The sequence below is a fragment of the Polyangiaceae bacterium genome (genome assembly GCA_015075635.1).
GTDB lineage: Bacteria > Myxococcota_A > Polyangia > Polyangiales > Polyangiaceae > JADJKB01.
Genome location: JABTUA010000001.1, coordinates 952,853 through 967,027, shown reverse-complemented (window position 1 = coordinate 967,027; position 14,175 = coordinate 952,853). Strand labels below are relative to the sequence as shown.

The following is a 14,175-nucleotide window of genomic DNA, read 5'->3' as shown; positions in this document are numbered from 1 at the left end:
CAGCGTGCGCGTCTGGCCCGGCGATCCCCATCCTCTCGGCGCCACCTGGGACGGCGAGGGCGTCAATTTCGCGCTCTTCTCCCACGACGCGGAGGCGGTGGAGCTGTGTCTGTTCGACGAGCGCGGACAAGAGACGCGGGTGCTCCTGCGCGAACGCCAGAACCGAATCTGGCACGCCTTCTTGCCCGACGTGCGGCCCGGGCAGCTCTACGGCTACCGGGTACACGGGACCTGGGCACCGGAGCGGGGCCTGGCGTTCAACCCGCACAAGCTGCTGGTGGACCCCTACGCCAAGGCGATCGCGGGCAAGCTGAACTGGCACCGCGCCATCTTCGCCCACGAGGACGGCCTCGGGGTGAGCGAGGACAGCTTCTCGCGGGAGGACAGCGCGCCGCACGTGCCGAAGAGCGTGGTGGTGGACACGGCGTTCACCTGGGGAGAGGACCGCGCGCCCCAGACCCCGTGGAGCCGCACCGTGATCTACGAGTGCCACGTCAAGGGCATGACGGCGCGTCACCCCGACGTGCCGCCGCACCTCCGGGGGAAGTACCTGGGCCTGGCCTCGGATCCGATCCTCGATCACCTGAGCGAGCTCGGCGTGACCGCCGTCGAGCTCTTGCCCGTGCACCACCGCGTCTCGGAGCGACACCTGTGCGAGCTCGGGCTCGACAACTACTGGGGCTACAGCACGCTGGGGTTCCTGGCTCCGGACTCGCGCTTCGCCTCGAGCGATCGCGGCGCGCAGGTCACCGAGTTCAAGACGATGGTGAAGGCCTTCCACCGCGTCGGCATCGAGGTCCTGCTCGACGTGGTCTACAACCACACCGCCGAGGGCGACTCCAGCGGTCCCACGGTGTGCTTCCGGGGCATCGACAACCGTGCGTACTACCTCTTGAGCCCCGACGATCCGCGGCGCCACCTGGACTTCACCGGCTGCGGCAACACGCTGCGACTGTCCCACCCCCGCGTGCTTCAGCTCACGCTCGACAGCCTGCGCTACTGGGTCCAGGAGATGCACGTGGACGGCTTCCGCTTCGACCTGGCGCCCGTCCTGGCCCGAGAGCCCACGGAGTTTCAGAGCTTCGCCCGCTTCTTCGCCACCGTGCAGCAGGACCCGGTCCTGTGCCGCGTGAAGCTGATCGCCGAGCCCTGGGACGTGGGCCCCGGCGGCTACCGGCTGGGCGCCTTCCCGCCGCTCTGGGCGGAGTGGAACGGGCGCTACCGCGACGTGGTGCGGCGCTTCTGGCGCGGCGACGAGGGCCAGGTGCCGGAGCTCGCGGCGCGCCTGTCCGGCTCGAGCGACGTGTTCCAGGGCAGCGACCGCGGGCCCTACGCCAGCGTCAACTTCGTCACCTGCCACGACGGCTTCTCGCTGGCCGATTTGGTCAGCTACGAGCAGAAGCACAACGAGCAGAACGGCGAGGAGAACCGCGACGGCGCGAACGAGAACTTCAGCCGAAACTGGGGCGAAGAAGGCGACACCGAGGTGCCGGCGATCCAGCGGCTGCGCGAGCGGATGCTGAAGAATTTCGTCGCCACGCTGGCGTTCTCCCAAGGTGTGCCGATGATCTCCCACGGCGACGAGCTCGGGCGCACGCAGCGAGGGAACAACAACACGTATTGCCAGGACAACGAGCTCGCCTGGGTGGACTGGGAGATGACTCAGGCGAAGAGCGAGCTGCTCGGCTTCTTTCGCAAGGTGTTCCGCATCCGCGCGACGAACCCGGTGTTCCGCCGGCGCCGCTTCTTCGCCGGCGATCCCGTCACCGACGAGGGCTTCAAGGACGTGCACTGGCTTCGCGCGGACGGGCGCGAGATGGCCACCGAGGACTGGCACCACGGCAAGAACCGCGTGCTGGGCATGCTGATCCACGGCCAGGCCTCCGACGAGGTGGACGAGCGCGGCCGGCCGAACCGCGGGCAGACCCTGCTGTTGCTCCTGAACGCGGCGTCGCGGGCGCGGCAGTTCGTGCTGCCCCTCTTGCCTGAGGCCGGGCGCTGGCACGAGGTGGTCAACACCGCCCACCCGACGCACCGGGTTCCGCGCGGCTCGACCATCCCCCTGCCGCCGCACTCCCTCGTGCTACTGAGCCACGACGAGAGCTGAGGCGGCCGGCATGACGACCCTGGAGATCGAGAGCGTCGCGGACGACGGTCTGCTCGGCCTGGTGAAGCGCGCCGAGCAGGCGGTCCTGGAGCAGACCACCGACCCGGTTGGCCTGCTGCGCATCGAGCTCGCCGAGCCCGGGCCCGACTTCGCCGCGGTGGCGGTCGAGGCGTCTTTCGTCGAGCGCCGTGGCGCGGGCGTGGTCGAGCGACTGGACGTGGATCTGGCGAAGGTGGTCGAGGAGACCCCGCCGCGCGACCAGCTTCTCTCCGTGATCGGCAGCTGCGGCGGCGTCGCCTACACCAGCATCTGCCTGCGCAACGCCGAGCGCGAGCTCGCCGACGTCACCCTGCACTACGGCTGGCGCATCCGCCTGATCGGCCGCTGTACGGCGCTCTCCGCCGGCGGGCTCGGGTCGGAAGACGTCGCCGCTTGCCAATACGCCTTGGCGGCGCTGGGCGTGAGGGCGAGCGCCGTGGAGGGCGAGCTCCGCGTGTCCGGGCGTCGCTTCGGTGGCGCGCCGACCGCTGCCGATCAGGTCGAGGCCTTGCTGCGCACGCGCGAGCGCGGGCTGGACGTCGAGCTCTACGCCTCGACCTTGCCGGTGACGCGAAGCGTGAGGATCGCGCTCGGGGAAGCTCGGCTCCTGTGCACCGTGAGCCGGCAGATCCCGGCGGACGCGACCAGCATCGCGCGCGACGCGGTGGCGCTGCGCGAGGTGGTGGAGCAGCAGCTCGGCTTCGCCGTCGGCGTCCAGCGCTGGCGCGTGGACAACGCGCACGGCGAGCGGCGCGAGCACCGCCCGCACGGCCCCATGGGCGGTGGGCAGGGCGTTCAGTGGTCGCTCAACTGGGGCGCGAAACGCGGCTGAATTCCCTCGATGCCGGCGACGCCAGACGCGGTTATACTCCGGGTATGAAGACCGCCGTATCGGTCCCCGACGAAGTCTTCGCCGCCGCGGAGCGCCTCGCCAAACGCATGAAGCTCTCCCGCAGCGAGCTCTACTCGAAGGCGCTCAGCGAATACGTGGCCAAGCGCGCACCGGAGGCGGTGACCGAGGCGCTCGATAGGGTGTGCGCAGAGCTGGGGAACGAGCCGGATGCGCTGATGCAAGAAGCTGCCAAGAAGCTCCTCGAGCGCTCGGAATGGTGATCGGGCAGGGTGAGGTCTGGTGGGCCGATCTCGGTGATCCCGGCGGCTCGGGGCCGGGGTTCCGCCGGCCCGTCCTGGTGGTTCAAGGGGATGCGTTCAACCTGAGCGGTCTGTCCACCGTGGTGTGCGTACCGCTCACCTCTCAGGTGAAGTGGAGCGAGGCCCCGGGAAACGTGCTGCTGTCGGAGCGCGAGACGGGGTTACCCAAGCCCTCCGTCGCCAACGTCAGCCAAATCATCGCGCTCGGTCGGCGCACTCTGGACGAGCGCGTCGGAAAGCTCTCGAGACCGCGTCTCGCCCTGGTGCTCGCGGGGATCGACGTGATGCTCGGGCGCTGAAGCTGCTCGATTCCGGCGCGAAACACCGCTGATCTCCGCCCGCAAAGCTCGCGTCGAGGAGCGGCGCGGGCTGTGGTAAACAGCGCGCCGCGATGTCCGAACCCAGTCTCGAGCTCGAAGAGCATGATCAGATGGCGGAGCTCGGCGGCCCCGCCCAGGACCGGGAGCGGCTCTTGCACGGCGAGCACCACGAGCCGCACCGCATCCTGGGCGCGCACCCGGCGCGAATCGGCGGCCGCGACGGCGTGGTGGTCCGCGCCTTCCACCCGGACGGCAAGCGCGCCGAGTGTCTGCTCCACGACGGCAGCGAGCTCTCGATGGTCGGCCTCGGCCAGGGCTTCTTCGCAGTGTTCGTGCCCGGGGCGAAGCTGCCGCTCACGTACCGGTTGCGCTTCCATTTCGCCGACGGCCAGAGCTGGGAGCGCGGCGATCCGTACCGCTTCCTGCCGACGCTGGGCGAGGTGGACCTGCACCTGATCGGCGAGGGCAACCACCGGCGCCTGTGGACGGTGCTCGGCGCGAACATCAGGACCATCGACGGCGAGGCGGGCACCGCCTTCGCGGTCTGGGCGCCGAACGCGCGCCGCGTGAGCATCATCGCCGACTTCAACGGCTGGGACGGGCGCCTCCTGCCCATGCGCTCGCTGGGCGCCTCCGGGATCTGGGAGCTGTTCGTGCCGGGCGTGGGAGAGAACGCGCTCTACAAGTACGAGCTCAAGACCCAGGAGGGCGGCCTACGGTTCAAGGCGGACCCCCTGGCCCAGAAGGCGGAGCTGCCGCCGGCGACCGCGTCCTTGGTGACGCGCTCCGAGCACCAGTGGCGCGACGGCAGGTGGATGACCGAGCGCAAGAAGCACGATCCCACGCGCCGCCCGATGAGCGTGTACGAGGTGCACCTGGGCTCTTGGATGCGCGTGCCGGAGGAGGGAAACCGCTCGCTCAGCTACCGCGAGGCGGCGCCCAAGCTGGTCGAGCACTGCAAGCGCTTCGGCTTCACGCACCTGGAGCTGATGCCGGTGGCGGAGCACCCGTTCTTCGGCTCCTGGGGCTACCAGGTCACGAGCTACTTCGCGCCCAGCGCGCGCTACGGCACGCCGGACGATTTCCGCTGGTTCGTGGACTACTGCCACCAGCACGACATCGGCGTGATCGTGGACTGGGTGCCGGCGCACTTCCCGAAGGACGACTTCGCGCTGCGCCGCTTCGACGGCACGGCGCTGTACGAGCACGAGGACCCGAGGCGCGGCGAGCACCCGGACTGGGGCACGCTGATCTTCAACTTCGGCCGGGCGGAGGTGCGAAACTTCCTCCTGGCCAGCGCGCTCTACTGGCTGGACGAGCTGCACGTGGACGGGCTGCGCGTGGACGCCGTCGCGTCCATGCTCTACCTGGACTACAGCCGGCCGCACGGGGAGTGGGTGCCGAACCAATACGGCGGACGCGAGAACGTGGACGCCATCGAGTTCATCAAGGCCACGAACCACATCATCAAGGAGGAGGTCCCGGGCGCCTTCACCATCGCCGAGGAGAGCACCTCCTGGGCAGGGGTGACGCGCGACGCGCGGGAGGGCGGGCTCGGCTTCACCTTCAAGTGGAACATGGGCTGGATGCACGACACGCTGAAGTACTTCGAGAAGGATCCGGTGCACCGCCGCTACCACCAGGATCAGCTGACCTTCTCGATGATTTACGAGTTCCACGAGCGCTTCATCAACAGCATCTCCCACGACGAGGTCGTGCACGGCAAAGGCTCGCTCTACTCGAAGATGCCGGGCGACCACTGGCAGAAGCTGGCGAACCTGCGGCTCTTGCTCGCATACCAGGTCACGCGGCCCGGCAAGCAGCTGCTGTTCATGGGCACCGAGGTCGCGCAGGAGCGCGAGTGGAGCCACGACACCAGCGTGGACTGGCACCTGCTCGACCACGATCCGGAGCGGCGCAGGCTCCAGCATTTCCTCGAGACGCTGGGGCGTCTCTACCTGGCGACCCCCGCGCTCTGGGAGAACGACCCGAGCCCGTACAGCTTCGAGTGGATCGACTGCTCCGATCACGACAACAGCGTGCTCAGCTTCGTGCGCCGGAGCGGCGACGAGCACGTGGTGGTGGTGATGAACATGACGCCGGTGCCGCGCCCGGGTTACCGCGTCGGGTTCCCGGACGCCGGGCACTGGGTCGAGCTGCTCAGCAGCGACGACCCCGACTTCGGCGGCAGCGAGGTGGAGACGCGGAAGTCCCTGGAGACCGATCCCATCCCGGCCCACGGCCGGGCGCAGTCGGCGGAGCTCACGCTGCCGCCGCTGGGCCTCCTGGTGCTGGGGCGCGCCAGCTAGCCATGCCCGAGTACAGGAACCTCGACGCGAAGCAGATCGTCACCACGGTCGAGGTGCTCGCGCGCCGCATCGAGGAGCGCTTCCCCGACGCGAACCTGTGCAAGGTCGCCCAGGAGGTCGTGCGCGTCGCCCGCGGCGCCAGTGAACGCGTCGACGCGCTCGCTCAGCCGAACGTCTCGCTGCGCGCCGGCGTGTGGCTCTTGGTGGCGGGGGTCGTCGGAGTGCTCTTCCTGATGGTGCCCGCTCTGCGCCTGAGCTGGCAGATCCGCGCGGGGACGGAGCTGATCCAGACGCTGGACGCGCTGCTCGAGGCGCTCTTCTTCATCGGCGGCGGCATGCTCTTCCTGGTCACGCTGGAGGGCCGCATCAAGCGCCGCCGCGCGCTGGCCGAGTTGCACGAGCTGCGCGCGCTCGCGCACATCGTGGACATGCACCAGCTCACCAAGGACCCGGAGCAGCTGCTCTCCTCGGGGCCGCGCACCGCGTCGTCGCCCGAGCGCACGATGACCGACTTCGAGCTCCAGCGCTACCTGGACTACTCGACGGAGATGCTGGCGCTGCTCGGCAAGATCGCCGCGCTCTACTCGGCCCGCATGGCCGATCCGGTCGTGCTCTCCGCCGTGGACGAGGTCGAGGAGCTGACCACCGGGCTCTCGCACAAAATCTGGGAGAAGATCTCGCTCCTGCGCGCGACCGTGCTCCGCAAGGAGCAGGCCGGCAGGCCCGCGCCGCGGGTGCTGGCGCCGGGGAGCTCCGGCGCCAAAGCGCGCCATCACCGCCGCCGGCTGTAGCTACTCCCGGCCTCGATCGCCGTCTGGAACCGCGACCCGCCGCATGCGCTCGGCGAGCTCGTCGCGATACGCGGTCAGCTCCTCGATCGAGAGCGGGCTGAGCATCGCCGGCATCGGGCTCACCGGAAATTGCCGCAACAACCAGGCGATGATGGCGGGATCGGTCCTCGAGCGGCTCCGACCCAGGTGGCGAACCAGCCTGGGCTAGAGCGCACGGATCTCGTCGGGGGTCACGAACAGCCAGACGTCCGGCGTATTCGCCTCCCGGAGCAAAGCCCCGAGCCAATACGCTCGGCTGTCGAGGTCGGCGTCACCGAGGTGTGCTCTGAGCTCGACAACGGAGCAGTCCGCCCACCAGAGGAAGTAGGGGCGCGCGTCGCCGTTCAACAGCTCTGGCGCAGACGGCGGTAGCATCGGGCGGGCACTGACCACGGCAGGCACAGCGTACCCCTTCCCCTGCTCGCGGGCGAGCGGCCCGCTTGACGCCCCGCCGAGCCGTGCCTAACCGAAGCCCTCTTCGAAACGAGGGAACACCATGGGCATTCAGCGCGCGCTCGGAAACGTCAAGGACACGGTGCAGAACATCCCGGCCTTCCGCTCGCTCCTCGAGCAGGGCAGCGAGGAGGCGGCCGCCGCCGAGCAGGCGGAGCAGTCCGCCGCCGCCGCGCGGGCGATGTGGGTCGGCGCGCTGACCGAGACGGCGTACATCATCGCCGCCGCCGACGGGAAGGTCTCGGACGCCGAGAGCGGCGAGATCGTGGAGGGCCTGGTCGGCCTCACCGACGGCGCGATCCCGGCGGAGGAGGTCGTGGACATGCTCGAGCGCGTGCAGGGCGCGGTGGAGGAGGAGGGGCAGAAGGCCCGCTTCGCCGAGATCGCCGGCATCGTCAGCGACGAGGAGCTGCGCGACGCCTTGTACCTGGTGGCCTGCGCCGTGGCCTGGAAGGACGGCGGCATCGGCGAGAAGCAGGGCCTCGCGGTGCGCGCGCTGAAGGACGCCTTCGGCTACTCCGAGGGCAAGCACCAGAAGCTGCTCGCCGCCGCCCGGGGCTGAGCCCCCGGCTTTCACCAACACCGGCAGCTTCGTCGTCGGCGTGGGCAGCGGGAAGATCGGCCAGGCCGGCAAGTTCAACCTGACGGTCACCAAGCTGATCGACGAGATGTCGCTGAGCGAGAACTGAAGGGCTGGCCGAGCGCCGCCGATCGCGAGCCGCATCGCCCTGGTGACACGAACGGCTGCCCTGTCTGAGCTCACGAGTGTGAGAGTTCGGCGCAGGCGATTCCAGGTCTTTACCTGCGATCGCGGTCGCATTTGGGTAGACGTGGACCGGGACGATCCCGAGCGCGTTCGGAAAGTGTTGCAGGAGTTGGTCGAGTCCGGCTTCTGGCGGGAGCTTGACCGCTTCCCGGTCGACGCAATCGCCCGGGCCTTGCCCCAGCTCGAGCTGGCGCGCGAAACGAGAAGGTTGCTTGAAATCTGGATCGAAGAGAGGGGCGAAGGCGGGCGCGCCGCCTGAGCTCAGCCCGTGACAAGAGCGGGCGCTCGAGGCCGTCGCCAGGGCGCGGCTCGCCAGCGAAGTCACGTTCGGCGGAGCGACCGCGCTCTCCGCCGTGTATCTGCACCATCGGCGGTCCTTGGACCTCGACTTCTTCATGATGCGGCAGATCGAGCCGGGTGAGCTGCGCGACGTCGTGGAGGCGCTTCGCAAGCTGCGCTTCGGCGTGGAAGAGCGCACGCTGGGGCCGCGCACGATGCTGGTGCTCTCGTCGCGCGGTCGCGAAGTGGGCCACGTGGACTTCGCATACTACCCTTACGACCCCGTAGGCCGGCACACGCAGTGGCACGAGTTCTTCGTGGCGCTCGCGCGTGGTCTGGTGGCGCGCGGACCATGAGGCAGCTCGCGAGGGGGGCCGCGCTCCGCGGCGCCTCCGCCTGCTCAGTCGAGCACCAGGTCGAACTGCACTGCGACGTCCACGTTCTTGCCGGCTTCGATGGTGAACTTGTTGATGGGAAGCGTGACCGGATCGCCGGCCTCGGGCTCCCGGGTCGTGGCGCCGTTGCCGTCCAGGTCCATGAACCCCAGGAACATGTACTCCGCGGGGGGGAGCGGCGCGCTCTTCCAGGTCTCGGCGCTCTGTGCCGCGCTCGTGAGATCGACGTTCGTGAGCTCGACGCTGCCCTTGTCCGCGGCGCCTTCCTTGGGACCGACCAGGGTCACGTCCGCGGCCAGGTACAGCGCGCCGTAGATGTCGCCCTTCAGCGGGTCCACCAGGTTCGGGTTCACCTTCACGCCGTTGGTGACGGCGAAGCTCAACGTGGCCGTGCCCGGCGCGGGTTGGTCCGCTCCGCCGTCGTCGTCCGACGAGCAGGCGGCGCAGCACGCACAGAGCACGAGAGCGGCGGCGACGCGCTTCATTTCGAGGTGGCCTCGCAGTTGAAGGCTTCCGTCGCGCCGCGCACGTAGCCGAAGGAGCCGCACATTTCCTGGGGGAATTGCACGACAGTGGCCTCGGGGTTCTTCCACTCGCAGAGCGTGCGGATCACCGTGCCCTTGGTCAGCTTCATGGGGTTGTTGAACAGGAGCGTGACCGGAGGGATGTCGCGGTAGTCGGGCAGCCACGGGTCGGCGAGATAGAAGGGCTCGAGCGAGTCCGCATCGGCGCCCCACGAGAGCTGGAAGCGGGAGCCCAGGTAGTGCATGTGCCCGCCGACGAAGAGCAGATCCATGTCCTCGTTCACGGTGCAGTCGAACTCGACCGCCGAGGTCTGCTTGGGCGGCAGGGAGAAGTCGATGCTCCCGGTGGCGAACGTCGTGGCCCACTGCTCGACCTGGTCCACCGCCATCAGCTTCAGGCGCGCGACGTCGCGGACCAAGATGTCGCGGTTGCCCACGTTCAGCGTGTGGGCCTGGATGACCACGTTCATGCCGGAGACCATGCGGATGGCGTGCTTGGCAGGCAGCTCGGACACCGGCAGCACGAAGGTGTTGAACTCCCCCATCGACGTGCCGCTCGAGCAGTCCTCGACGGTCCCGCTGGGCTTCGGTGTCTTCGGCTTCAGCACCACGACGTGGTGACCGAACTCGCTCTGGATTCCGTCGAGCCCCACCACTGCGACGTCGGGTCCGTCGTGAGTGTAGTAGAGGCAAACCTGCGTCTCCTCTCCGGACGGCACCGTGACCTCCGGCACCACCACGTCCAGGTAGCCGGGATCCGCCGCCGGGATCTTCACGCGCAGATCCCGCGGTCCCGAGTCGTCACCCGACGAGGACGACGAGCCGCAGCCAAGTAGCGAGAGGGCGAGAGCTACCCCCCAGCACGCCCGAACCCCGTTTGCGTTCACCCCGACGAGGTATCACTCGGCGGACGCCCGGTCCAGCTCGCCTCGGGCAGACCCAGACTCGATCGGTTCTACCCGAGTCGACCTGCGTCGCCACCACCGGCTGGGCAATGGTGACCCGAGACGGGGCGGTGGAGAGGTACTGGGCCGCACAGGAGCAAGTGCCATCGAGCCTCTACGGGGGCAGGAGCCCGAGGGCAGTGATCGACGCGGAGTCTGTCAAAGAGCAGGTCGGCGCGAAGGCCTCGGCACGGGTCACGCAGGCGCCGGCGGGAGCCGGCGGTCACTCGAGTTTCGAGGGGTCTCTGCGGTGGCCTTGACTGTGCAGAGCCAGATGTCGCGCATCAGGTCGCGCCAGGGCCGCCTACGCTGTTCGTCGCTGCGCGAAGTCACCCCGCGCCAGAGCGCGAGCAGCGTGTATGCGATGCGCCGCAGCACCATCACGACGACCGTGGCTCGCGGGGTCTGTTCGATCCACGGATGATGGTCCTCGGCGAAGGCGCCATCGAGAAGCTGATGGGCAGTCTCGACGCCCCAGTGGCGCCGTACGACGAGCAGCCACTCGGCATCGGTGAGACGAGAGCGTGGCAAGCTGGAGACGAAGTAGCGGTTGTCGTTCGCGACCCGGACGCCATTGCGGATTGGCGGCGTGAGCTCATCAGTCAGCTGCTCGACCTCGCGCAGGCTCCTGCTTCCGGCCACCATCCCGAGCAGCGCGGCCAAAATAGAGAGTCCGGCCGAGCCGGAGGAACTTGCTCCAAGCGAGGCGTTGTCGCGATAACGTCACCCAGCGCGTGGCGCGGAACACGAAGTACACCGTCCCAGCGACGTCCACGCGGATCGCGCGGGTCGCGGACCTCGTCGAGGCGCGCGTCGCCGAAGCGTTTGACGAGCATGCCGATGACTCTGCGTTGAGTGCGACCTGTTCGAGGCACGGATGAGCTCCTTTCCTTCGTCCGCATGCGTGCCCACGGCGCTGCCGCTGACAATGACCACCAAGGGCAATCCGTGCACACCCCATTCGACGTGGGGTGTGCCCGAACCGTCTCACGGTGTGAGAATGGCGAGCGTCGCGCGAAGCATCGGCTCGAGCAGCGGCTCCACCTCGCAGAGGCGCGCTTGCTCGACGGCTCGCCGCGCGTCCGCTCGCTTGAACCCCATCCGAACCAGCGCTCCGAGCACCTTTTCGGACACGCCGCCCTCGGGCGCGGGCGTCGGCGCTGGTGGCGCCGGTGGCGTGCTCTGTCTTCGCCTCGCTCGCGCCTCCGAGATCCGCGAGCCCGGCTTCGTCTCGCGGCGCTTGCGGGGCTTGCCCGCGCCGGCGCGGCGCTTCGTCTCCCGCTCGATGAGCAGGTCCAGCGCGCGCTCGAGGATCGTCGCGAGGTCGCCGCTGGGCACCGTGTGGCTGAGCAGCGCCCGGGCCTGCTCGAGCTTGTCGCGGAACGCAGCGTGGGCGCTGAATTCCACGCGAACGCTCTCCGGCGAGAGCGGCTCGACGCGAGGGCGAGGCGCCTGGGCCGGCGGCGGGGCCGGGGTACCTGCCCCGGACCATGTTCTCTCAGGTCACCGTACGCTGAAATGGTGCTGGCACGCCCCCCAGCGACTGGGGCGTGCACGGGATGCCCTCGGTGGTCTTTGTCAGCGGCAGCGCCGTGGGTCCGGAAGCTGCGCGTCGAGCTCGAGTCCGATGGCGCTCCCTCCAGGCAGCTGCACGCAGTGCCGCACTCGCGGTCATCGAGCTCTGCGTCGTGCGCTCGACCGCTGCGCCGACGCCGCCAGCGCTTCACCAACGCCTGGCGCCACCCGAGAGCCACGCCCCGACCTCCAGCGCCGGCCCGTCCTGACCTCGAGTGCGAATTTGCGCCTGCTCGCGCGCCGTACCCGTGACCGTCCTCAACTCTTCGAGAACGCGTCGCTTCTCGACCTCTGTCCGGCCCGACACCGAGCGGGACTGCGGGCAGACCCGGGCAGACCGTGGCCTCACCGGGCCTGCGCTCGCGCCGCTCCGCGCTGGGCTTCCGGACTGACTCTGCCTTCGAGCTCAAGGGCAGGTCGTGCCCGCGGGTAGGCACACGGTGTTGCCGAGCACGGTGCAACAGACCGGCATGGCGTTGCCGTTGCCGCACTCCCAGCAGCCGGAAGCGTAGAGGAAGCAACTTGCCCGCGGTGCACGCGCTGCCGCACGAGCCGCAGTGCTCGGGATTGGTCTTCAGGTCCACGCAGGCGAACCCAGCGAGCGCGTTGCCACACGCGGTGAGCCCTGCCGAGCCGGCCGACTTGCAGGCGCCGTTCTCGCAGCGGTTGTTCGAGCCCAGGCAGCCCTTGTTGCACCCGCCGCAGTGCCCGGGGGCGGTGTTGGTGTCCACACAACCGGAGAGGCCGCAGGTGGTGGCGCCCAGCGCGCAGGCGTCGGTCGAGCAGGCGCTGCCAGCGCATTTGCCGCCGTTGCCACAGCTCTTGCCGCAGCTCCCGCAGTGCTGCGGATCGGCGACCTTGTTCACGCACGCCGTCCCGTTCGGGGTCGCGCACTGAGTGACCGTGGCTGCGTTGCAGGTCACGCCGCAGGCTCCGGAGGTGCAACCCTTGGTTCCGGTGCCGGAGCCGGAGATCGGGTCCGAGCACACGGTGCTGCATCCGCCACAGTGGTGGCCGACCAGGAGTCTTCAACGGTGATCAACTGCGTGGTCGCCCTGTGTCCCAGGGGAACAGAAGAAGCAGGGCTGTCACTAGGGGTTCGCCTCTGGCCCCCGCGCGCGGGCTACTTCTGGGTAGTTGCGCGCCATTCTGCCCTCCGCCCTACCCCAGCGCCGGCCGCCCCATCCCGCGGTAGCAGAGACCCGCGTCCTTCACGCTCTCGGGCACCAGGCAGTTTCGGCCGTCGAACACGTGACGGCCGCGCATCAGCTCGCGGATGCGCTCGAAGTCCGGCGACCGGTACTGGTTCCACTCCGTCGCCACCACCAGCGCGTCGGCGCCGCGGCAGATCTCGTAGTAGTCGGCGCTGAGCGCGACCTTCTCGGCGATGCCGGCCTCCTTCAAGCGCACGAGCGCCGTCTCGCGGGCCTGCGGATCCGTGGCGCGCACGCTGGCGCCTTTGTTCACCAGGTGCTCGATCAGCTTGAGCGCTGGCGCCTCGCGCACATCGTCCGTTCGCGGCTTGAAGGCCAGGCCCCAGACCGCGACGGCCTTGCCCGCCAGACCGCCCAAGTCCTTCTCCATGTGCTCGAGCAAGAGGCGCACCGGCGCTTCGTTGGCGACCGTGGCCGCCTCGGCGACGCCCATCTTCACGCCGAGCTCTTGCCCGGTGTGCACCAGCGCGCGCAGATCCTTGGGGAAGCAGCTGCCGCCGAAGCCGAGGCCGGGGTAGAGGAACTGAAGGCCGATGCGCTCGTCGCTGCCGACCGCGAGCCGCACGTCCTCGACGTCCGCGCCGACCACGTCGCAGAGCCGAGCGATCTCGTTCATGAACGAGATCTTGGTCGCGAGCATGGCGTTGGCCGCGTACTTCACGATCTCGGCGCTCTCCGGGCTCATGCGATGGATGCGGTTGCGCTGGCGATTGAAGGGCGCGTAGAGGCGAGCGAGGATGTCGAAGGCCTCGTCGCTGTCGGTGCCGACGACGATGCGGTCCGGCTTCAGGAAGTCGTTGACCGCGTCGCCCTCCTTGAGAAACTCGGGGTTACTGACCACGCTGATGCGGTGCTTGGCGTGCTTCGCCACCACCTCGCGCACCTTCTTGTTGGTGCCCACGGGGACCGTGCTCTTGGTCACCAGCGCCAGGTCGTTCGTCGCCAGCTTGGCGACGTCCTCGGCGACCTTCAGCACGTGTTGCAGGTCGGCGGAGCCGTCCTCGTTGGGCGGGGTGCCCACGGCGATGAACACGGCCTTGCGACCCGCGATGCTGTCCGCCAGGTTCGAGCTGAAGCGCAGGCGATCGGGGTGATTGCGCTTCACCAGATCGTCGAGGCGCGGCTCGAAGAACGGGACCTCGCCGCGACGCAGCTTCTCCAGCTTGCCCTCGTCCACGTCCACGCAGACCACGTCCGTCCCGACGTCGGCGAAGCACGCCCCGGCGACCAAACCCACGTATCCCGAGCCCACGACTGCGATGCGCATG

At 69.1% G+C, this 14,175-nt stretch carries 15 protein-coding genes and 1 pseudogene; 10 read left to right on the top strand and 6 right to left on the bottom strand.

The window, feature by feature from the left end; genetic code table 11:
* Positions 1–4: 4 nt before the first annotated feature.
* The 6 genes from glgX to HS104_04460 all read left to right on the top strand — a co-directional run bounded on the left by glgX (position 5) and on the right by HS104_04460 (position 6,718).
* On the top strand, positions 5–2,107 hold the full coding sequence (gene glgX, locus HS104_04485) for a glycogen debranching protein GlgX (GenBank protein MBE7479236.1): 2,103 nt from the start codon (positions 5–7) through the stop codon (positions 2,105–2,107).
* Between the two features lie 10 nt (positions 2,108–2,117).
* A complete protein-coding gene (locus tag HS104_04480; GenBank protein ID MBE7479235.1) occupies positions 2,118–2,978 on the top strand; it encodes a hypothetical protein in 861 nt (286 codons plus the stop codon).
* A 44-nt stretch (positions 2,979–3,022) separates the two neighbouring features.
* Positions 3,023–3,259, top strand: coding sequence for a hypothetical protein (locus HS104_04475; protein MBE7479234.1), 237 nt, complete (start codon positions 3,023–3,025; stop codon positions 3,257–3,259).
* A complete protein-coding gene (locus HS104_04470; GenBank protein MBE7479233.1) occupies positions 3,259–3,597 on the top strand; it encodes a type II toxin-antitoxin system PemK/MazF family toxin in 339 nt (112 codons plus the stop codon). Before HS104_04475 ends, HS104_04470 begins: the two co-directional genes overlap by 1 nt.
* Positions 3,598–3,728: 131 nt before the next feature.
* Complete coding sequence (gene glgB, locus HS104_04465) at positions 3,729–5,927, top strand: 1,4-alpha-glucan branching protein GlgB (protein MBE7479232.1); 2,199 nt, start codon at positions 3,729–3,731, stop codon at positions 5,925–5,927.
* A gap of 2 nt (positions 5,928–5,929) precedes the next feature.
* Complete coding sequence (locus HS104_04460) at positions 5,930–6,718, top strand: hypothetical protein (GenBank protein ID MBE7479231.1); 789 nt, start codon at positions 5,930–5,932, stop codon at positions 6,716–6,718.
* 204 nt (positions 6,719–6,922) lie between these two features.
* On the opposite strand, the gene HS104_04455 is transcribed toward HS104_04460, so the two are convergent.
* Positions 6,923–7,132 carry a hypothetical protein gene (locus tag HS104_04455; GenBank protein MBE7479230.1) on the bottom strand — a complete coding sequence of 70 codons (210 nt, stop codon included), beginning with the start codon at positions 7,130–7,132 and terminating at the stop codon, positions 6,923–6,925.
* A 121-nt stretch (positions 7,133–7,253) separates the two neighbouring features.
* Here HS104_04455 and HS104_04450 point away from each other — a divergent pair, with 121 nt between their 5' ends.
* The 3 genes and pseudogenes from HS104_04450 to HS104_04440 all read left to right on the top strand — a co-directional run bounded on the left by HS104_04450 (position 7,254) and on the right by HS104_04440 (position 8,611).
* The gene (locus HS104_04450) at positions 7,254–7,772 is read left to right on the top strand and encodes a hypothetical protein (protein ID MBE7479229.1); all 519 of its coding nucleotides are present in this window, start codon (positions 7,254–7,256) and stop codon (positions 7,770–7,772) included.
* A 268-nt stretch (positions 7,773–8,040) separates the two neighbouring features.
* Positions 8,041–8,235, top strand: coding sequence for a hypothetical protein (locus tag HS104_04445; GenBank protein ID MBE7479228.1), 195 nt, complete (start codon positions 8,041–8,043; stop codon positions 8,233–8,235).
* 19 nt (positions 8,236–8,254) lie between these two features.
* Positions 8,255–8,611, top strand: a pseudogene (locus HS104_04440) (nucleotidyl transferase AbiEii/AbiGii toxin family protein).
* Positions 8,612–8,655: 44 nt separating this feature from the next.
* Here the strand turns inward: HS104_04440 and HS104_04435 are convergent.
* From HS104_04435 to HS104_04420, 4 genes are all read right to left on the bottom strand, one after another.
* Positions 8,656–9,135 (bottom strand): hypothetical protein, encoded by a 480-nt coding sequence (locus HS104_04435; GenBank protein ID MBE7479227.1) that lies wholly within the window; start codon positions 9,133–9,135, stop codon positions 8,656–8,658.
* Positions 9,132–9,950: a hypothetical protein gene (locus HS104_04430; GenBank protein ID MBE7479226.1), complete on the bottom strand. Its 819-nt coding sequence runs from the start codon at positions 9,948–9,950 to the stop codon at positions 9,132–9,134. The genes HS104_04435 and HS104_04430 overlap by 4 nt, the downstream gene beginning before the upstream one ends.
* A 363-nt stretch (positions 9,951–10,313) precedes the next feature.
* Entirely contained in the window at positions 10,314–10,781 is a 468-nt protein-coding gene (locus HS104_04425) for a hypothetical protein (protein MBE7479225.1), read from the bottom strand.
* Positions 10,782–11,105: 324 nt separating this feature from the next.
* On the bottom strand, positions 11,106–11,525 hold the full coding sequence (locus HS104_04420; GenBank protein ID MBE7479224.1) for a hypothetical protein: 420 nt from the start codon (positions 11,523–11,525) through the stop codon (positions 11,106–11,108).
* Between the two features lie 690 nt (positions 11,526–12,215).
* On the opposite strand from HS104_04420, the gene HS104_04415 reads away from it, so the two are divergent.
* On the top strand, positions 12,216–12,590 hold the full coding sequence (locus HS104_04415) for a hypothetical protein (GenBank protein MBE7479223.1): 375 nt from the start codon (positions 12,216–12,218) through the stop codon (positions 12,588–12,590).
* A gap of 264 nt (positions 12,591–12,854) precedes the next feature.
* Here the strand turns inward: HS104_04415 and HS104_04410 are convergent, their stop codons facing one another.
* Complete coding sequence (locus tag HS104_04410; protein ID MBE7479222.1) at positions 12,855–14,174, bottom strand: UDP-glucose/GDP-mannose dehydrogenase family protein; 1,320 nt, start codon at positions 14,172–14,174, stop codon at positions 12,855–12,857.
* Position 14,175: the final 1 nt, after the last annotated feature.